Annotated in this window: 33 protein-coding genes and 1 riboswitch; of the genes, 31 read left to right on the top strand and 2 right to left on the bottom strand. The window is 28.6% G+C overall.

Annotated elements, in window-relative coordinates:
* A partial coding sequence (locus BUA21_RS13945) for a zinc ribbon domain-containing protein (RefSeq protein WP_143147179.1) occupies positions 1-228 on the top strand: 228 nt, incomplete at its 5' end.
* A gap of 116 nt (positions 229-344) precedes the next feature.
* Here the strand turns inward: BUA21_RS13945 and BUA21_RS15255 are convergent.
* Complete coding sequence (locus tag BUA21_RS15255; protein ID WP_268801924.1) at positions 345-479, bottom strand: hypothetical protein; 135 nt, start codon at positions 477-479, stop codon at positions 345-347.
* Positions 480-488: 9 nt separating this feature from the next.
* Here BUA21_RS15255 and BUA21_RS13940 point away from each other — a divergent pair, with 9 nt between their 5' ends.
* The 30 genes from BUA21_RS13940 to BUA21_RS13810 all read left to right on the top strand — a co-directional run bounded on the left by BUA21_RS13940 (position 489) and on the right by BUA21_RS13810 (position 18,015).
* A complete protein-coding gene (locus tag BUA21_RS13940) occupies positions 489-773 on the top strand; it encodes a hypothetical protein (protein WP_200796573.1) in 285 nt (94 codons plus the stop codon).
* A 47-nt stretch (positions 774-820) separates the two neighbouring features.
* Positions 821-1,261: an NUDIX domain-containing protein gene (locus BUA21_RS13935; RefSeq protein ID WP_072745436.1), complete on the top strand. Its 441-nt coding sequence runs from the start codon at positions 821-823 to the stop codon at positions 1,259-1,261.
* A 102-nt stretch (positions 1,262-1,363) separates the two neighbouring features.
* Positions 1,364-1,933 (top strand): histidine phosphatase family protein, encoded by a 570-nt coding sequence (locus tag BUA21_RS13930; protein WP_072745435.1) that lies wholly within the window; start codon positions 1,364-1,366, stop codon positions 1,931-1,933.
* A gap of 50 nt (positions 1,934-1,983) precedes the next feature.
* Entirely contained in the window at positions 1,984-2,505 is a 522-nt protein-coding gene (locus BUA21_RS13925; RefSeq protein ID WP_072745434.1) for a GNAT family N-acetyltransferase, read from the top strand.
* Positions 2,506-2,522: 17 nt separating this feature from the next.
* On the top strand, positions 2,523-3,713 hold the full coding sequence (locus BUA21_RS13920) for a hypothetical protein (protein ID WP_072745433.1): 1,191 nt from the start codon (positions 2,523-2,525) through the stop codon (positions 3,711-3,713).
* Positions 3,714-3,976: 263 nt separating this feature from the next.
* A riboswitch (FMN riboswitch) is annotated at positions 3,977-4,091 on the top strand.
* 113 nt (positions 4,092-4,204) lie between these two features.
* Positions 4,205-5,296 (top strand): bifunctional diaminohydroxyphosphoribosylaminopyrimidine deaminase/5-amino-6-(5-phosphoribosylamino)uracil reductase RibD, encoded by a 1,092-nt coding sequence (gene ribD, locus BUA21_RS13915; RefSeq protein WP_072745432.1) that lies wholly within the window; start codon positions 4,205-4,207, stop codon positions 5,294-5,296.
* Between the two features lie 12 nt (positions 5,297-5,308).
* On the top strand, positions 5,309-5,956 hold the full coding sequence (locus tag BUA21_RS13910) for a riboflavin synthase (protein ID WP_072745431.1): 648 nt from the start codon (positions 5,309-5,311) through the stop codon (positions 5,954-5,956).
* A gap of 11 nt (positions 5,957-5,967) precedes the next feature.
* Positions 5,968-7,170 carry a bifunctional 3,4-dihydroxy-2-butanone-4-phosphate synthase/GTP cyclohydrolase II gene (locus BUA21_RS13905; protein WP_072745430.1) on the top strand — a complete coding sequence of 401 codons (1,203 nt, stop codon included), beginning with the start codon at positions 5,968-5,970 and terminating at the stop codon, positions 7,168-7,170.
* Positions 7,171-7,183: 13 nt separating this feature from the next.
* On the top strand, positions 7,184-7,645 hold the full coding sequence (ribH, locus tag BUA21_RS13900; protein ID WP_072745429.1) for a 6,7-dimethyl-8-ribityllumazine synthase: 462 nt from the start codon (positions 7,184-7,186) through the stop codon (positions 7,643-7,645).
* Between the two features lie 352 nt (positions 7,646-7,997).
* The gene (locus BUA21_RS13895; RefSeq protein ID WP_072745428.1) at positions 7,998-8,516 is read left to right on the top strand and encodes a hypothetical protein; all 519 of its coding nucleotides are present in this window, start codon (positions 7,998-8,000) and stop codon (positions 8,514-8,516) included.
* A gap of 38 nt (positions 8,517-8,554) precedes the next feature.
* On the top strand, positions 8,555-8,692 hold the full coding sequence (locus BUA21_RS14805) for a hypothetical protein (protein ID WP_158281682.1): 138 nt from the start codon (positions 8,555-8,557) through the stop codon (positions 8,690-8,692).
* Between the two features lie 94 nt (positions 8,693-8,786).
* Positions 8,787-9,056 (top strand): hypothetical protein, encoded by a 270-nt coding sequence (locus tag BUA21_RS13890; protein WP_072745427.1) that lies wholly within the window; start codon positions 8,787-8,789, stop codon positions 9,054-9,056.
* Positions 9,057-9,261: 205 nt separating this feature from the next.
* Positions 9,262-9,720 carry a flavodoxin family protein gene (locus tag BUA21_RS13885; RefSeq protein ID WP_072745426.1) on the top strand — a complete coding sequence of 153 codons (459 nt, stop codon included), beginning with the start codon at positions 9,262-9,264 and terminating at the stop codon, positions 9,718-9,720.
* A gap of 38 nt (positions 9,721-9,758) precedes the next feature.
* Positions 9,759-10,496: a class I SAM-dependent methyltransferase gene (locus tag BUA21_RS13880; RefSeq protein ID WP_072745425.1), complete on the top strand. Its 738-nt coding sequence runs from the start codon at positions 9,759-9,761 to the stop codon at positions 10,494-10,496.
* A gap of 86 nt (positions 10,497-10,582) precedes the next feature.
* Complete coding sequence (locus tag BUA21_RS13875) at positions 10,583-10,837, top strand: hypothetical protein (RefSeq protein WP_143147178.1); 255 nt, start codon at positions 10,583-10,585, stop codon at positions 10,835-10,837.
* A 131-nt stretch (positions 10,838-10,968) separates the two neighbouring features.
* Positions 10,969-11,178 (top strand): HAD family hydrolase, encoded by a 210-nt coding sequence (locus BUA21_RS13870; RefSeq protein ID WP_072745423.1) that lies wholly within the window; start codon positions 10,969-10,971, stop codon positions 11,176-11,178.
* A gap of 32 nt (positions 11,179-11,210) precedes the next feature.
* Positions 11,211-11,351: a hypothetical protein gene (locus BUA21_RS14800; RefSeq protein ID WP_159429116.1), complete on the top strand. Its 141-nt coding sequence runs from the start codon at positions 11,211-11,213 to the stop codon at positions 11,349-11,351.
* Positions 11,352-11,671: 320 nt separating this feature from the next.
* Positions 11,672-11,950: a hypothetical protein gene (locus tag BUA21_RS13865; RefSeq protein ID WP_072745422.1), complete on the top strand. Its 279-nt coding sequence runs from the start codon at positions 11,672-11,674 to the stop codon at positions 11,948-11,950.
* Positions 11,951-12,098: 148 nt separating this feature from the next.
* Positions 12,099-12,569, top strand: coding sequence for a zinc-ribbon domain-containing protein (locus BUA21_RS13860; RefSeq protein ID WP_072745421.1), 471 nt, complete (start codon positions 12,099-12,101; stop codon positions 12,567-12,569).
* On the top strand, positions 12,460-12,984 hold the full coding sequence (locus tag BUA21_RS13855) for a flavin reductase family protein (protein ID WP_072745420.1): 525 nt from the start codon (positions 12,460-12,462) through the stop codon (positions 12,982-12,984). The genes BUA21_RS13860 and BUA21_RS13855 overlap by 110 nt, the downstream gene beginning before the upstream one ends.
* A 26-nt stretch (positions 12,985-13,010) precedes the next feature.
* Positions 13,011-13,418 carry a hypothetical protein gene (locus BUA21_RS13850; protein ID WP_234973728.1) on the top strand — a complete coding sequence of 136 codons (408 nt, stop codon included), beginning with the start codon at positions 13,011-13,013 and terminating at the stop codon, positions 13,416-13,418.
* Positions 13,393-13,872 carry a class I SAM-dependent methyltransferase gene (locus BUA21_RS13845; protein ID WP_072745418.1) on the top strand — a complete coding sequence of 160 codons (480 nt, stop codon included), beginning with the start codon at positions 13,393-13,395 and terminating at the stop codon, positions 13,870-13,872. Before BUA21_RS13850 ends, BUA21_RS13845 begins: the two co-directional genes overlap by 26 nt.
* 414 nt (positions 13,873-14,286) lie before the next feature.
* A complete protein-coding gene (locus BUA21_RS13840) occupies positions 14,287-14,700 on the top strand; it encodes a GNAT family N-acetyltransferase (protein ID WP_072745417.1) in 414 nt (137 codons plus the stop codon).
* Positions 14,693-14,932, top strand: coding sequence for a hypothetical protein (locus BUA21_RS13835; RefSeq protein ID WP_072745416.1), 240 nt, complete (start codon positions 14,693-14,695; stop codon positions 14,930-14,932). The genes BUA21_RS13840 and BUA21_RS13835 overlap by 8 nt, the downstream gene beginning before the upstream one ends.
* Positions 14,933-15,000: 68 nt before the next feature.
* The gene (locus BUA21_RS13830) at positions 15,001-15,456 is read left to right on the top strand and encodes a hypothetical protein (RefSeq protein WP_072745415.1); all 456 of its coding nucleotides are present in this window, start codon (positions 15,001-15,003) and stop codon (positions 15,454-15,456) included.
* Between the two features lie 39 nt (positions 15,457-15,495).
* Positions 15,496-16,059, top strand: coding sequence for a hypothetical protein (locus BUA21_RS13825; RefSeq protein ID WP_072745414.1), 564 nt, complete (start codon positions 15,496-15,498; stop codon positions 16,057-16,059).
* A gap of 202 nt (positions 16,060-16,261) precedes the next feature.
* Entirely contained in the window at positions 16,262-16,426 is a 165-nt protein-coding gene (locus tag BUA21_RS15130; protein ID WP_234973727.1) for a hypothetical protein, read from the top strand.
* A 54-nt stretch (positions 16,427-16,480) separates the two neighbouring features.
* Positions 16,481-16,921, top strand: coding sequence for an NUDIX domain-containing protein (locus tag BUA21_RS13820; RefSeq protein ID WP_072745413.1), 441 nt, complete (start codon positions 16,481-16,483; stop codon positions 16,919-16,921).
* A gap of 181 nt (positions 16,922-17,102) precedes the next feature.
* Complete coding sequence (locus BUA21_RS13815; protein WP_072745412.1) at positions 17,103-17,771, top strand: class I SAM-dependent methyltransferase; 669 nt, start codon at positions 17,103-17,105, stop codon at positions 17,769-17,771.
* 61 nt (positions 17,772-17,832) lie between these two features.
* On the top strand, positions 17,833-18,015 hold the full coding sequence (locus tag BUA21_RS13810; RefSeq protein WP_072745411.1) for a hypothetical protein: 183 nt from the start codon (positions 17,833-17,835) through the stop codon (positions 18,013-18,015).
* A gap of 138 nt (positions 18,016-18,153) precedes the next feature.
* Here the strand turns inward: BUA21_RS13810 and BUA21_RS13805 are convergent.
* Positions 18,154-18,411: transposase domain-containing protein (locus BUA21_RS13805; protein WP_143147177.1), on the bottom strand; the 258-nt coding region annotated here is incomplete at its 5' end.

Raw genomic sequence — 18,411 nt, 5'->3', positions numbered from 1 at the left:
AAAGATCCACAGATAAGAGAATTTACATGTCAAAAATGTAAAACTAAATTATCAAGAGATATAAACAGCAGTGTTAATATAGCTAAAAAAGATAAATTATTGTCTGGTTCGGACTATGTTGATTGGGATTTATACAACTCAACATATACAGCTAAATGGAATTTTAAAAAAAGCAAAATTCTATTTACTGGTCATACGTTAGAGAAATCTAATATATGGATGAATTAAATCGAGAAGGTGATACTTCTTGAGCAAAATCTATTTGTATAAATATATTTTGATATATTTGAGTAGGTTTTGTAGAACGGTGGAATAATCTGCTTTGTAACTGCTATCCTCTGTTCCTATTTCCATACTTCCTCAATCCATTGAACACATGCATTTCCCATTTCTATACGTTCTTTTGCACATTCCTCTGGATACTCCCTTTCTGACTTAATAAAATATCGAATCTCAGAGCCACAGTATTCCATCATCATATTAAAACATTGGAAATAGCAAAGTTGTATTTAAGAGCCGCAGAAGTAAATTGCCAAGATACTTTTGGTATATATGAGATTATAGGGAATAATAATAGAATTTTTTATAAAATTTTTCATACTAAAAAAGATTTAGAAAGTTATTTATTAAAAAATAAAGATAAGGAGTGTAAGGATAAGAATCCTATATATATCTCTAATCAATACATTGAAAGTCCTAATGTTCAAATTCGTAAATTAAATAATGAAGAAGTAAAAAAATATCTCAAAGAGCAAAAGCAGTTTTTGAAATAATGATGTATTGACCTAGTTTTGTAAGATATTAGAAAGGAGTGATATATATGAAATATCCCGAACCTACTGTTGGAGCAATTATTTTTAATCCAGAAAATAAAATACTTCTATGTAAGTCTCATAAATGGAATAACAAATATGTAATACCTGGTGGACATATTGAACTTGGTGAAAAAATGGAAGATGCTTTAAAAAGAGAGATATTTGAAGAAACTGGTCTGGAGATATATGATATTAAATTAATAAGCCTAAAAGAGAGTGTTTTTAGTGATACTTTTCATGAAGGAAAACATTTTATATTTATTGACTATATATGTAAAACAAATTTTTATGATGTCATTTTAAATGATGAAGCAGAAGAATATGAATGGGTAGATTTAAGTGAGATTGATAATTATGAATTAGGTGGTTTTGTTAAACCATTGTTAATGGAATTACAAAATAATAAAGAATCTAGGAATAAGATAGAAATATTTTATGGTTATTAAGATTAACAAGGAGAGATGTATAATGCTTTTTCCTGAGTTTAGTAATATGGGAATTATTGATGATAATGAGGATTCAATGATAGAAATGGAGATAGGATTAAAATGAAAACTTATATATATTTTGTTAGACATGCTGAACCGGATTTTTCTATTAAGGATGATTTGACACGTCCTTTGACAGAACAAGGGGTTGCAGATGCAAAAAAGGTTACGAATGCATTGATGAATAGGGATATTACTGCTATCTATTCTAGTACATATAAAAGAGCTATTGATACGATAAAAGATTTTGCAGAGAATAGTGGGCTTGAAATAATAACTAACAATGATTTTTGTGAACGTAAGGTTGGTGAATGGGTAGAGGATTTCAGGGGATTTTCTGAAAAACAGTGGCAAGATTTTGATTTCAAACTTTTGGGAGGAGAATCTTTAAGAGAAGTCCAAGAACGCAATGTCACTGCCCTTTTTAATGTAATAAGAAATAATTTTGGGGAAAATGTAGTTATTGGAACTCATGGTACTGCATTAAGTACAATTATAAATTATTTTAATTCCAATTTTGAATATGCTGATTTTTGGAGAATTGTCGATAAAATGCCATATATCTTGTGCTTTATATTTAATGATATGAAGCTTGAGAGTATTGAGGAAGTTGAATTTACTTTAATGTAAATATAAATCTGATATGAGAAAAACTTTAATTTATAAAGGGGAAATTGTAAATGTATTATGGAGAAAAAGTCTGCTTGAGAGCTTATAGAGAAGAAGATATACCAATAGCAACATCATTTGTAAATGATGAGGAACTTAAAAAATTTTTAGTTACAAATATTCCTTTTCCAATGACTCTATGGGAAGAGGAAGAATGGGTAAGATCGCAGAAAAGTAGTCAAGATGGTAGCTATAATTTTGCCATAGAAGATATAGAAACAAAAAAATATATTGGTGGCTGTGGTATTCAAGAAGTCAACTGGTTATCTCGTGTTGCAACTGTTGGTATTATGATTGGATACAAGCAATATTGGGGAAAAGGATATGGTACTGATGCAATGAAAGTGCTTATGAATTTTATTTTTAATAATATGAATATTCGTAAAATAAGATTAAGTACATTTTCATTTAATGTAAGAGCTAAAAAATGCTATGAGAAGTGTGGATTTGAGGTAGAAGGAATTTTAAAAGATGAAATATTCAAAGATGGAAAATATTATGATGAAATAATAATGTCAGTTTTCAATAAGTAGATGATGAGGTGCTACGAATGAATAAGAAATTAGATATATATTTTTTTGGAGATAATGGTTCTTATGATGAATTTAATCCTGGATATGTTTGTAGCAAAAAATTTGTATCAGAGATATTATATTTAATAGCACACAATGAGCCATATTCTATATCAAAAGATGAAATTATAGAAATAATAAAAATTGAAGAAGAAGAATTTGATTGTATAATAGAAAGTTTAAAACGTATCAATGCAATAGATGTAATAGAAAACAAATATAAATTAAACTTTCCTGTGTTTTTAGAAGAGGACATGCCATTATTAGATACGTATTTTGAGGATATTGGAGAAATTATAGGTAGCAAAATAATTGATATAAAGGAACAGATTTATGAAAAAATATCTAAGTTATCTAACTATTCTTCTTTTTCTAAAGAAAAGCTATTATATCATATAGTTTGTGATGATATTTTTGATGGTACAGCTTTTGACTTTTTTGAAGAGAAGAATATTTTTTTATCTTCTAAAATACAACCAGGAAATAGAGATTATATAATATTTGGATATGAGGATAGCGAAAGTGTACAAAGTCATAGTAATAAACTACTGTGTAGTAGCAATAATTATAGAAGTCAAAACTTTATCTTCAATAGTTTTGGAGATTCAGATGGTACTAGGAAAGATGTGTTTAGGTTTTTTAGACGAGTTGAAAAAAATCTTGAAAGTGCAACACCATTTAATGAGCTAAATTTAGATTATATAAGGTTAATAGAACAAAAAAATAGTGAGATTGTAGAAAAATGTGGTGAAATTGTTTGGAAGAGTTATAAGAATGAAATAGTTTATAATAAATTATCTAAAAATGAAAAAGATATGGTTAAATTTCTTGAGGAATTTGAATATTTAAGTATAAATGAGGAAGATAGCACTATAGAATGTAATGTCCCTGTTTTTGAAAGGTCTGATAATGAGATTATTAATGAAATATCAGATATTGTACTAAATCAAATATATGATATAGTTAAATCTACTTTTGATAGATTTGAAAAAGGAGCCACTGAATTAACTGCTATAAAACATGAAAACAATATGAAAGAAATAGCAATAGAACTGTGGCATCAAGTCTTTGGTTTTACAAATGAATATTTAGTTCAAGTTGGTTTTGTACAATCTCCAGAATATATAAATGGAGAAGGAAGATATTTAAGAAGTTTGACAATTATATAAATAAAAGGATGTGCTACATGAAAATTGTAAAGAAATTTTAAAGATATTGGGCAAGAATGAATAAAGAACGGAGGAAATAATATGCCAATAGAAAATATAAATCAACCAGAAATAATAAATATTGATTCTAATTTAAGATTAAGAAAATTTGAATGGTATCAAGATGAAGATATCAGATTTATAGGAATATAGAAAATTATGTTGTTGTTTTTTAAAGAATTCTTTTCATTGACTTCAATATATGGTATAATTATGAAAACAGAATATTCCTTCAGGGCGGGGTGAAATTCCCCACCGGTGGTAAAGCCCACGAGCCTAATAGGCAGATTCGGTGAGATTCCGAAGCCGACAGTATAGTCTGGATGAAAGAAGGTATTGAATAGTTATAAAAATAATTTTTATGACTATCTTTATAACTATAAAAGTGGAAAGTGGTTAATTAAGCCCTGAAATTTATTTCAGGGCTTTTAATAATTTTTTGGGGGGATTTTATGAATGATGAATATTTTATGAAAAGAGCTTTAAGTCTTGCAGAAAAAGGGATGGGATTTACAAGTTCCAATCCTCTAGTAGGAGCAGTGATTGTTAAGAACGGGAAGATAATTGCTGAAGGTTATCATGAGAGTTATGGGGGAAATCATGCTGAAATAAATGCATTAAATAATGCTATAGAAGATGTATATGGCACTACTATGTATGTTAACTTGGAACCCTGTTCTCATTTTGGAAAGACTCCGCCTTGTGTCAATAGGATAGTGAAAAGTGGAATCAAAAAAGTAGTAGTAGCTATGAAGGATCCTAACCCTGAAGTTTCAGGAAATGGAATAAAGATATTAAAAGAAAATGGAATTGAAGTGGAGGTTGGAATTCTAAAAAAAGAAGCAGAAAAATTAAATGAAATATTTATTAAATATATAATTACTAAAAGACCCTTTATTATTATGAAAGCAGGTATGAGTTTAGATGGGAAAATAGCTACACGCACAGGGGACTCAAGATGGGTGACAGATGAAAAAGCAAGAGAATATGGACATATATTGAGACAAAAAGTTTCAGCTATATTGGTGGGAGTAAATACAGTAATAACGGATGATCCTACGCTAAATACAAGACTAAATAAAATAGAGTGTAAAGATTCCATAAGAATTGTATTAGATAGTCATGGAAGGACTCCTATTACATCAAAAGTATTAAACATAAATCCTTCAAATACTATTATTGCAGTAACTAATCTTGCAGCAGATGAAAATATAAAAGCTTTTAAGGAAAAGGGAGCAGAGGTAATAATAACTCCAGCTAAAAACCATAAAGTAGATTTACAATTTCTCATAGAAGAATTGGGAAATAAAAAAATAGATAGCTTGCTTATTGAAGGAGGTGGAGAAGTAAACTTCAGTTTTTTGAAGGAGAACTTAGTAGATAAAGTTATATTTTTTATTGCTCCAAAGATTATAGGTGGAAAAGATGCTAAGACTCCAGTTGAAGGGGAGGGGGTGGAGTGTTTAGAGGATGCCATATGTTTACAAGATGTGAAGATTACAAGCATGGGCAAGAACATAATGATTGAAGGTTATTTAAAGTAAGGAAGTGATAAGGTGTTTACAGGACTTGTAGAAGAAGTAGGAAAAGTATTAGACATAGTCAATGAAAATAAAATATGGACAATTACTTTTGAATGTAAGAAAATAGTTGAAAATATTTCTATAGGAGATAGCATAGCTGTCAACGGAGTTTGTCTAACAGTAAATGAATTTGATGAAAATTTATTTAAAGCAAATGTAATGGCTGAAACTATAAGGAAAACAAATTTGGGATTTTTGAAGAGTGGAAGTCTTGTGAATTTAGAAAGAGCATTAAAAATTGGAGATAGATTGGGGGGACATGTAGTATCCGGACATATAGATGGAACTGGTGCCATAAAAGAGTTTAAAAGTGAAGGAAATGCTATATGGATAAGTGTAGTTGCTCCTAAAGAAATATTAAAATATATAGTTTATAAAGGTTCTGTTGCCATAGATGGAGTGAGTCTTACGGTAGGCTATGTAGATGAAGAAATGTTCAAAGTATCAATAATTCCTCATACTAAAGAATCTACTGCATTAAATAAGAAGAATATAAAAGATTTAGTCAATATTGAATGTGATGTAATTGGGAAATATGTTGAAAGGTTTTTACAAAGTGGAAAAAAGGAAAGTGAAAGTAAAATAGATAGAGATTTTTTAAGAGAAAATGGATTTATATGAGGAGGGTTAAAATGGCAAAGTTTAATACTATAGAGGAAGCACTGGAGGAGATTAAAAAAGGCAATTTTGTCATAGTTGTTGATGACGAAGATAGGGAAAATGAAGGAGATTTAATAGTAGCAGCAGAAAAAGTTACTACTGAGAAGATAAATTTTATGACTAAATATGCTAGGGGACTTGTTTGTATGCCCATAGTGGGAGAAAGACTAGAGGAATTAAACATAGATCAAATGGTGAGGGAAAACACTGACAATCATGAAACAGCTTTTACTGTTTCCATTGATTACAAGGATACTACTACAGGAATTTCAGCTGGAGAAAGAGCATTGACTATAGAAAAAGTATTGGATTCAAATGTATGTGATGATGACTTTAGACGTCCAGGACATGTTTTTCCTTTAAAAGGGCGAGAAGGTGGAGTATTAAAAAGAGCGGGACATACAGAGGCTGCTATAGATCTTGCAAGATTAGCAGGATTATATCCTGCAGGGGTAATTTGTGAAATAATGAATGAAGATGGCACAATGGCAAGAACACCACAGCTTATGGAATATGCCAAAAAGTTTGATATCAAAATAATAACTATTGCTGATTTGATAGCATATAGAAGGAAAAATGAAATCTTAGCAACAAAAGTTTCAGAAGCTAAATTACCTACTATTTATGGTGATTTTAATATTATAGGATATGTAAACAAAATAAATGGGGAACATCATGTAGCATTAGTCAAAGGAGATATAAAGGAGGAGGAGCCAGCTCTTGTAAGGGTCCATTCTGAGTGCTTGACAGGAGATGTATTTGGTTCACTTAGATGTGATTGTGGAGATCAACTTCATGAAGCTTTGAAAAAAATAAATGAAGAAGGGAGAGGAATACTTTTATACATGAGGCAGGAAGGAAGAGGGATAGGTTTGATAAATAAAATCAAAGCTTATGAGCTTCAGGAAAAAGGTATGGATACAGTAGAAGCTAATTTAGCCTTAGGATATCCAGAAGATTTGAGGGATTATGGAATAGGTGCTCAAATATTATCAGATCTTGGAGCAAAGAAGATAAGACTCATGACTAACAATCCTAAAAAAATTCATGGATTGTCTGGCTATGGATTAGAAATAGTTGAAAGAGTGCCTATAGAAATAAATCCAAATGAAAAAGACTATTTTTATTTAAAAACTAAAAAAGATAAGATGGGACATATATTGAATATAAAATAGAGGAGTGAAAATAATGAAAACGTATGAAGGAAAATTAATATCCGATGATTTGAAATTTGCTATTGTTGTAGGCAGATTCAATGAATTTATAGGTAGCAAACTGTTATCGGGAGCTATAGATGGGTTAAAAAGACATGGGTCAAAAGAAGAAGATATAGAAATTGTTTGGGTTCCTGGAGCTTTTGAAATTCCATTAGTTGCAAAGAAATTAGCTAAATCTAAAAAATATGATGCAGTGATTTGTCTTGGTGCTGTGATAAGAGGTTCAACACCTCATTTTGACTATGTATCAAGTGAAGTATCAAAGGGCATAGCTAATACTTCTTTGGATGCAGAAATACCGATTATATTTGGTGTACTTACAACGGACAATATAGAACAAGCTATTGAAAGAGCGGGAACTAAAAGTGGAAATAAAGGCTATGATGCAGCAATGACAGCAATAGAAATGGCAAATTTATTAAAAACAATTTAATAGACAGTAAAAATAGTTCTTTTATTTGTATCAAATAGAAGAACTATTTTCTTTATAACCCATGGGAAAGTTCTAGTTTTCCCTAATAGGATAGAGGTGTTTTTATTTTTACAAAAAAATTAGTTTTTGGAAGGATTTTGATGAAAAGCATGGAATAAGTAGTATATGATTAAAATTAATTATAAAGCTACATTGCATAATTTATATATTAGTTAGCTTGAGATGAAAATTATAAAAGGAAGGTATGTAATATGGCATGGTTTATATATGGGACTATACTATTGCATTATTACAAGTGGTATCAGCAATGGTTGATTAGAATAATATATATCTGATATTAGGGGGAATGGAAATGAGAAAAGATATTTGTGCTATTTGGATATTAGATGAATCGACTAATCAAAAATTAAATGAAGTTAGAGGAGCATTAGATGTATTTGGCATTGAACATGGTCCTATTTATGGACACATTACATTTGCGAACTTAATTGATATTGATGTAGATGAAGTTTTGCCGTACACTAGGAAATTTGCCCAAGGCAAAAAATCATTTGACATTAACTGCTCTGCATTAAGTCTTCTATCTGCCAATTGCATAGCTTGCATACCTTCTGTTTCAAGGAAGTTATTGAGATATTATGAGGAATATCACAAAGAATTTGATTCCTATTGTAATATGTGGACTAGAGCTGATTTAGAATTATGGTTGCCTCATATATCTCTTTATGGTAGTGAAACAGAAGATATGGGGGCTATTATAAGGGAGATGACAGATAGATTTCATCAATTTAAAGGGAAAGTCGTTAGGTTGGAACTATCTATTGTAAATGAAAATGATTTTGAGATAATATATTCTTATGATTTAGAATAAGCAAGAACATTTAATGTTATTTGCAAAAGGTGGTTATTTTGTACAATAAAAAAGATGAATTATTTAATAAATGTGTTAAGTTGATTGAGGGATGTGATAAACTGATTTTTCATGGAACTATAACTTATGTATTAGATGAGAAGATTAAAGCTGGTTCTAAAACATTAGATGTTTAAGGGTATTAAAACCAGATGGAATTTTAGCTATAGCATATATAAATATATATGCTCAATATGTTATTCATATAAATAGAGATAAGGGATTATATTAATGATAAATTTTGGAGCAGAATATGGGAATGATAGAGATTATTTTTATTTTTTAACTTATGATGAAATTGAAGAAATGATGGCTAAATTCAAAGTTAAAAAATTGGATCATGTTGGAACTGATGGAATAGTTCATATGATGAGAGATAGCATCAATTTTTTAGATGAAAATGAATTTAATAAGTGGCTGGACTATCACTTTAAAACATGTAGGAATACATCTATTATAGGATATAGTTTACATAATTTATATGTATGTAAGAAAAAGTAGTAATTTGAGCGTTATTTGTACTAAAGGAGATGTTTTTATAAAAAGAAATATAAAACTAACTCTACTTTCATTTTTAGGGTTAGTAATAATACAAAGTTAGTGCCGAGGGAGAATATTTATTTATATTTATATATAATGAATTAAAAGGATATATATAAAAAGTGTGGAATAAGTAAGAAAAGAAAATTTATAGGGGTGGATAATATTGAAAACTTTAATAATTTATGCTTCAATACATCATGGGAATACAGAAAAGATAGGTAGAGCAATGGCAGAAACACTAAATGCAGATATTGTTAATGTAAATGATGTAAATATTAATGATCTACAAAATTATGATTTAATAGGTTTCGGTTCAGGAATATATGGTGGCAAGTTTCACAAAAATATGCTTGCTCTAATTGAAAAGTTACCAAGTGTAGCTAATAAAAAGTCATTTGTTTTTTCAACAAGTAGTATGGAGAAAAAAAGTTACAATAGTTACATTGAAGAAAAATTAAAAGAAAAAGGATTTGTGGTAATTGGTAGTTTCAGTTGTAAGGGCTATGATACCTTTGGGCCATTTAAGTTGATTGGAGGTATTGGAAAGGGTAGACCTAATGAGGACGATATTAAAAAAGCTGTAGATTTTGCTGAGGGGATGGTTAATAATTATAGAAATTGAGGGAAATAATCAAATTATAACTATGGAGGTATGAATTAATGAAATTAAATTATAATAAAATTTCTAAACAATATGATGATGTTCGAGAAGCTGATGTTGAATTAATTAACAAATTTTTAGAAGAAATAACTTTTGATGAAGAAACAAAAATATTAGATTTTGGTTGCGGGACAGGTAATTATACAGATAAAATTAAAAGATTAACAAATGCTGATGTATATGGTATAGAGCCTTCTGATGGAATGAGAAAAAAAGCTATAACTAAAAATAATAAAATTATATATAAAAAAGGGAATCATGAGAACATTTCTTTTCCAGATAATTTTTTTAATTTTATATATATGACAGATGTAATCCATCATATACCAGACATAGATGTTATGTTTAAGGAATTTAAAAGAATATTAAAAAAAGGGGGTAAAATATGTATAGAAACAGAATCTCATGAACAAATTGAAAAAAGATTTTATGTTAAATATTTTCCGTCAACTGCAATAATAGATAAGGCAAGATATCCTAAAATAAATGACATAAAAAATATTGTAGAAGAGAATGGTTTGATTTTTATAAAGAGTTTAACAATTGGAGATGCAAGTGAAAGAACAGTAGATAAAAAATTTCTAGAATTAGTTGAGAAAAAAGGTTATTCTATGTTTCATTTAATACCTGAAAAAGAATTTGAAAATGGATTACATGAATTAAAAAAAGATTTAAAAGAGGAGAGTTTTAAAGTAGAAACTTCTGGTGATACATTAATTTGGATTGAAAAAATCTAAATATGTTTACTTTGCTAATTCAAAGACAAAAGATATAATCTAGACAGATGAAGGTGAATTGTTTTGGATAAATAAAAAAGGATTATTTGAAAGAGATTTATTTGCAACAACAAGAGAAATACTTAAATATTATAGGAACTTTGAAGATAGGATTGACTATATTTAATATGTATTTAGGAAATTGGATGCTGTTTACAACACCTACTGATAGAAATTTAAGAACAATAAAATTTTGGAGAAAAACCTTATCTCATTATACAAAGAATCAATTTATTGAAGAGAACGAGGATCTCCCTTATTTTGGTTTTAGCAAGGTGTTTATATTTAACAATGAAATATAAAGATTAGGGGCAAGGTAGTACATTAATGTACATAGCTTATTTTGTGATGGAGAATTTATAACAAATAGCTTTTAGTAAGAAAAATTTTGTGTAATGTAAAAATCATTTTAACGAAAAGAGGATTGAAGGTTGTGAAAGAATATAAACATGTAATTTGGGATTGGAATGGTACGTTACTTGATGATGTTCAAATAGCAATTAATTCTATGAATAGTTTATTAAGAAAACGAGAATTACCAACACTTAACAATAAAACATATAGAAATATTTTCACTTTTCCTGTAAAGGAATATTATTCAAAGCTTGGGTTTGATTTTAAAGTAGAGCCATTAAAAGATTAGGTATTAAGAAATATTTTAAAAAAATAATTGGTTTGAATAACCACTATGCAATTAGCAAGGTAGAAAGAGGAAAAGAGTATTTGCTTGATTTAAAGTTGAAATCAGAAGAAATAATTTTGATTGGAGATACAAATGTTGTTGATTCTATTTTAGAGGTTAGCAAATATATTTAAGGGGCTAAAAGTCCATATGGGGGATATTTTTTATCATAAGATGTTAAAACGTTTTCACAAAAACAGTGGGGAAATTTTGATTTTAGGCTTGTCGATGGAGAATATAAAGACAGGCACAAGAACGTAATATATAAGCAATTTTTGAAGTGATAAAGAACAATCTAATGCTATATGTTCTTACCTATACGGAGATTAAAAGCATAATCTAAAAGGCTAAATATGAATATATGAGATTACGGAGTTTAAGAATTATCATGTTTTATGGGTTCTAGCTTTGTAGCTTCGAGGAATCCCTTAAATTAGTAGAAGGAGAGATAATGATGAGTTTGAATTACTATAGAGATGAAGCAGGAGATTTTATGGAAAGAATTAACGCCTCAGATGGATGTACAGAAGATAAAATTAAAATGCTGGACGAAGAATATAAGTTACTTAAAGAATCAATCAACAATCCTGAGAAACTGAGGCACCAAATATACGATATGGTTTTTATTTTATTTGAAATTGCATTTGATTATGGGTTTGATATTGAAGCTGAATGGATTAAAGGAAAAGAGAAAAAACAAAAAAAGTACATTGAAAACTCCTATATTGAATAGTTAGTTTTGACTTAATTGGAGTTAAAATTAATATTTTAGCCTTGAACTTAAAAGAACAATCCATTAGGCAAAGTATGAAAGTTAGCAAGTTAGTGACGGGGGAGAATGTTTATAGCGTTTTAAATTTATTATTAATGGAGGTATGATTATGAAAAGTATTAAACCTGGACGTGGTCCATCTGGAATGTCTTTTATAGGTTCTGTAGTTGCAATAATCTTCGGTATATTTTGGACAATTATGGCTTTTAGTATGACAGCAGGTTCTCCATTTGGAATTATAGGAAGTATATTCCCCTTATTTGGAGTTATTTTCGTAATAGTAGGCATTATTCAAGCAGTATATCATTATAAAAATGCTACTAGTGAAAATAGGTTTTCTGAATATGATATAACAGATTCATCTGAAGAAGGAGACCCTTCTGATAAATTTATAAAGAGAGAATCAGATGGTAATTATTGCCCATATTGCGGTGCTACTATTAATAGTGATTATTCCTTTTGTCCAAAATGTGGTAAGAGCATTAAATGGACTAATTGCGTTACCTTCTTTTCCAGTTGTTTTTATTACAGTAGAAAACAATATTATGGTTGCAGCAGCTTTTCATTTTTATTCTTTTGAACCTCCATCAGTAATGGTAGGAATTAAACCTGAGAAATATACTTATGAATTGATTACATCAAGTAAAGAGTTTGCAATAAATATACCAACCAAAGAACAGCTAGACAAAATACATATTTGTGGTTCTATCTCAGGACGACATGTAGATAAATATAAGGAAGCATCCTTATCACCAAGAAAAGGGAATAAGATAAATAGTTTTTTGATAGAAGAATGTCCAGTAAATATTGAATGCCAAGTTGTACATCAGATTGATTATGATGGTAGTCATAAATGGTTCATTGGAGAGATAAGAGAAGTTCATATAGATGAAAATTATATTCGTGATGATGCATTAATGTTTTGGCTTGGACAGTTTAGAACAGTAGGGGAGATAATTGAAGGTGCTTGTAATGAGGAACTATTAAAGAGATGATTACAACTGTTATTAATAAATTAATTATGTATATTGCAGTATGTGGGTTACTTCCTTTAGTTATTAAAAAGACTCTTTTAAATAAATTAGATAAAAAGGTTTCAGAATTTTTAAACTTAATTATTATTACTATTTTAAATATAGCATATATACATCATCTAACAACAGTATACAATGTTAAGCTATTTAATAACATTACTTTGAAGAATATTCTCATATCAATAACCTGCTCAATATTATTCTTTGTTTTACTCGATAAGAAATTAGATCCTTTATTAGATAAACTGTTTGTTTCAAGTGCAGCGAAATATAATAAAAATATAGAAGAACTTTTTCAACATCCTGTTATAATGTTTATTCGAGTTTGTTTAGTTGCTCCAATAGCAGAAGAAGTTTTAATTAGAGGATTTGTTTTTAAACATACTTGGACTTAAAGAAAGAATGGCTGTAGTTGATGTTGGTTGTGGTCCTGGTGCAATAACTAGGAAACTATCTAGTTGGCTAGGAAATGAAAGTAAGATAATAGGTATAGATAGAGATACAACATTTATAAATTATGCTAAAGAAAAAGCAAGAAAACAAAATATGTACAATATAAGCTATTTAGAAGGGGATGCACTAAAACTCCCATTAGAAGACAATTCAGTAGATGCTTGTATATCCCATACTGTAATAGAACATGTTCCAAATAAGGAATTCTTATTAGAACAAAAAAGAGTTTGTAAATCAAAGGGACGAGTTTCAGTAATGTATGCTAGGCCTGATAAATATATTAAAACTGAACCTAAGTTATTACCAAAACAAAGTGAACGTGAAATGGAACTTTTGGACAAGTTGTTTAAAGGAACAGATGAAATGTATAAAAAATATAATGTAGGGAAATACTGACCTGATTCTATTGAATTACCGAAGCTGTTTGAAGAACTTGGCTTTAAAGATATTCAAATTGATGCAATTGCTATTCCCATAGCTATTGATGATAGCAGGAATAGTTATCACGAAAAATTAGGGATAATAGAAGCAGAAAAAAAGCAATTATTAGAGATTATAGATATAGGATTACAGACCAAAAATCAATTATCAAATAGAGAAGAAAAAGAATTAAAGCAATTGATTGTAGAGAGATTTGACAAAAGAGTAAAATTATTGGAAAGCGAGACATATATTTGGGATTATACTATTGCGTTATTGCAAGTAGAATCAGGTATGGTTGATTAGAATAAGATTATATAGAAAAATATTCGAAAGAGGGATTAATAATGATAAGTAAATATTATGTTAGACATATTGGAGGCTGAAAATATGGATGTAATATTAAAGAAAAGAATGAAGGAACATGTTGTGGAATTTTGGGAGAAAACTCAAGATGAAGAAATACAAAAGTTATTCCCATTTAGTATTGAGTCGTTAGAAGAATCAATAAAATTATATAAAGAATCTCTTAAGGATGAAGCATTAAGTTATGGAAAAGTTATTTATTACGGAAATAAATATATTGGAGATATATGGTGTTATGGTATAGATGAAATTAATGAAAAAATGGCAATGTTAAGTATAGTTATTTTTGAAAAGGAACTATGGGGAAAAGGGATAGCAACACAAGCAACTAAAGATTTTATTAAAGAAGTATTTAGTAAATATAAGATAGATAAGATTGGAGCATTCACGTATGCTTTTAATTATAGATCAATAGGCCTATTAGAAAAGATTGGATGAATCGACTAATCAAAAATTAAATGAAATTAGAGAAGCATTAGATGTATTTGGCATTGAACATGGTCCTATTTATGGACATATTACATTTGCAAGCTTAGTTGATATTGATGTAGATGAAGTTTTGCGATATACTAGGGGATTTGCTCAAGGGAAAAAGTCATTTGACATTAACTGCTCTGCATTAAGCCTTCTATCGACAAATTGCATAACTTGCATACCTTCTGTTCAGTGAAGTTATTGAGATATGCTTGTATTGCTACAGAAATATGAAGACAAATATAAAGAAAGTAGGTAGGTAATATGGTATGTAAAGAATGCTATAGTGACAATCCGAGAATAACTCCTCTTTTAAAGCCAGAACATTGCTTAAAAAATCATACACAATATATATGCTCAACTTGTGGAAGATGTATATGTATTGATAGAGATGAGAAAAGGAATGTTTATAGATGGAATTTTCCTTTTAAAACATTGGAAATAGCAAAGTTATATTTAAGAACAGCAGAAGTAATTTGTCAGGATGTTTGTGGTATATATGAGGTTATAGGGAAGAATAATAGAATCTTTTATAAAATATTTCACACTAAAGAGGATTTCCAAAGTTACTTATTAAAAAATAAAGATAAAGAGTGTAAGGACAAGAATCCTATATATATATCTAGGCAATACATTGAAAGCACTAATGCTCAAATTCGTAAATTAAATAATGAGGAAGTCAAAAATTATATTAGTGAACATAATCAGTTTGCAAAATAACGAGGGGCTATGGATTAAATCACTAAAGGAGGTGGGAAGATGCCATCAGTATTGACACATATAAATTTAGCAAATGATATCTTAAGGCTCAATAGCAATCTAGACAAATACAAATTTATAATAGGAACTATTATGCCAGATTGTATAGATTTTAGCGATAATAAAGAGTATAGAAGTTCTCATTATATCGGTGATAATGATAATATTGATTATATGAGTTACTTAAAAAGTGGCTTAATTGAAAATTACAATTATTCTTATCATATGGGATATCATCTTCATTTATGGTTTGATGAAAAGAATAGAACTTCTGATATCTCTGAGTTGATTAAGAGTAAAATCAAAAGTGAAGAGCAAATTAGCATCATTAAACAAGAAATTTTGGTGGCTGATTTATCTACATTAGAAGGAATAGACTTTGATAAATTAAGGAAAATTTCTGTAAGTGAATTTAGTACTAAATTAGTGAAAAAAGTTGATGAGATTACTAAACAAATTGAAAATATAAAACCTTTGACTAATGAATTTAAATATCTAGATTCAGATAGATATTTAAATTATATAAAAAACTTGGCTTTAAAATATGCAGGCAAATATTTATAAATGTATATATAATTAAGTTATATTATTTAATTTTCTTGATAGTACATTAAAAATCCTTAGAAAGGTGGTGAAAATCCTAGTTTTTAGCAAGAACAGGTTGATACATAGAAGGAGAAGTTTAAAATCCTGGGTTGTTATCACTTGGTAATAAGTGACAAATCATAATGATACTTTATTGTGATTTTAGAAACTAGGAGAATGTATGATTGAAATACCAGAAGCTATTACTTTATCATATCAGATAACCAAAACATTGAAGGGGAAGAAAGTTGTTAGAGTTTGTGGTGGTAATATTATTAAGGAAACTTATCAGGGAGGTAGTATTTACTATTGTGAAGGCTGTCAGTTAATGACCATTAAAAAATGAAAAAACTTAGTATCGACATAGCTTTGTAAGATATTAGAAAGGAATGATGTATACATGAAATATCCTGAACCTACAGTTGGAGCTATTATTTTTAATCCTGAAAATAAAATACTTTTATGTAAGTCTCATAAATGGAATAACAAATATGTAATACCTGGTGGCCATATTGAACTAGGTGAAAAGATGGAAGATGCTTTAAAAAGAGAGATATTTGAAGAAACTGGTCTAGAAATATATGATATTAAATTAATAAGTTTAAAAGAAAGCGTTTTTAGTGATACTTTCCACGAGGGGAAACATTTAATATTTATTGACTATATATGTAAAACAAATTATTATGATGTCATTTTAAATGATGAAGCAGAAGAATATGAATGGGTAGATTTAAGTGAGATTGATAATTATGAATTAGGTGGTTTTGTTAAACCATTGTTAATGGAATTACAAAATAATAAAGAATCTAGGAATAAGATAGAAATATTTTATGGTTATTAAATTAAAAAATATCATGCTTAAAAATTAATTTGGTGGATATGTTGACATTGATAATGTCCAATCCTACGATAATATCTATTTAGATATAAGGAAACTCTATAACAAGTATGCGCCAGATTTAGATGATGCCAAAATGTCTACACCTAAAGAAACTATAAATCATACAAAAAGAGGGATTAAAATGATAAATAAATATAAAGATACAATAAAATATTGGGATAATGTTTTTGGACAGACTCAGGAATATAATCCTGTTGAAAAAATACAAATACAAGAAATTGAGAACGGGTTAAGTTGGCTTGTAGATAGTAATCAATCTACAATAGACTATGGTTGTGGGAATGGAAAAGTAATATGTCGTTGTTTAGATAAAGGAATGGAATATGTTCGTGGAATAGATATATGTAATAATGCAATAGAGATAGCTAAAAGTGTCATAAAAAAATTCAAATATGAAGATAGAGCTGAAGTAATTTGTGGTGGATTAGAAAAGTTGAACGAAATTAAAGATAATAGCTATGAAAGTGCTATTTTATTTAATATCTTAGATAATTTAATACCAGAAGATTCAAAAGAATTAATTAAAAACATACATAGAATAGTTAAACCTAATGGTAAGATTCTATTAAAGTTAAACCCATATATTGCTAGGGAACAAAGAAAAGAATATAAGTTTATAAAAATTTCTGATGAATTTTATAAAGAAAATTCAGGATTATACTTATGGAACCTAAGCAATGAAATGGTAGAAAAGATTATAGATCCATTTTTTATTATTGAAAAATATGAAGAGATTAATTTTAAGCAATTTAATATTATAAATCGTATGTATTATTTAAGAAATAGATAGTAAAAAATAAGTGCTTTAGATTTTTTGAAGAAGTTGAAGGTTAGATTGGAGGATGAATAATATGGAGGTAATATTAAAGCAAAGAATGAAGGATCATGTTGTAGAATTTTGGGAGAAAACTCAAGATGAAGAAATACAAAAGTTATTACCGTTTAGTATTTCATGGTGGAGACGCTTCCCTTATAATAAGTTTTTGCATAAGTACCATTTTTACAATATTTTATTGTACAATGATTATTATTGAGGAAATTAAAAAGATTAAATAAGGACACATTATTTATAACTAGTTTATATAAAAGAGCTATTGATACGATAAAAGATTTTGGGGAGAAGTAAGCGTAAAATAGCCCCCACCTATTAAAGGTGGAGGCCATATATTATACTATTCTTTGTTAGGAACTTTACATTCTTGTGGAATTGAATCTGACCAAGGTAATAATTGATCTAGTTCTTCTATATTATTGGGATCTATATTAGGCAGTTTTTCAAATAGATATGTTAAATAGTAGAATGGATTTAAATTATTTGCTTTTGCCGTCTCTATTATACTGTAAACTACGGCAGAAGCCTGAGCACCTTTAGGGGACTTTGAAAATAGAAAATTCTTTCTTCCTATTACAAATGGTTTAATCGCTCGTTC

Origin of the sequence: Sporanaerobacter acetigenes DSM 13106, assembly GCF_900130025.1 — a bacterium.
Classification (GTDB): Bacteria; Bacillota; Clostridia; order Tissierellales; family Sporanaerobacteraceae; genus Sporanaerobacter; species Sporanaerobacter acetigenes.
The sequence above is the reverse complement of the archived record's forward strand: the minus strand, read 5'-3'. Positions and strand labels throughout refer to the sequence as shown.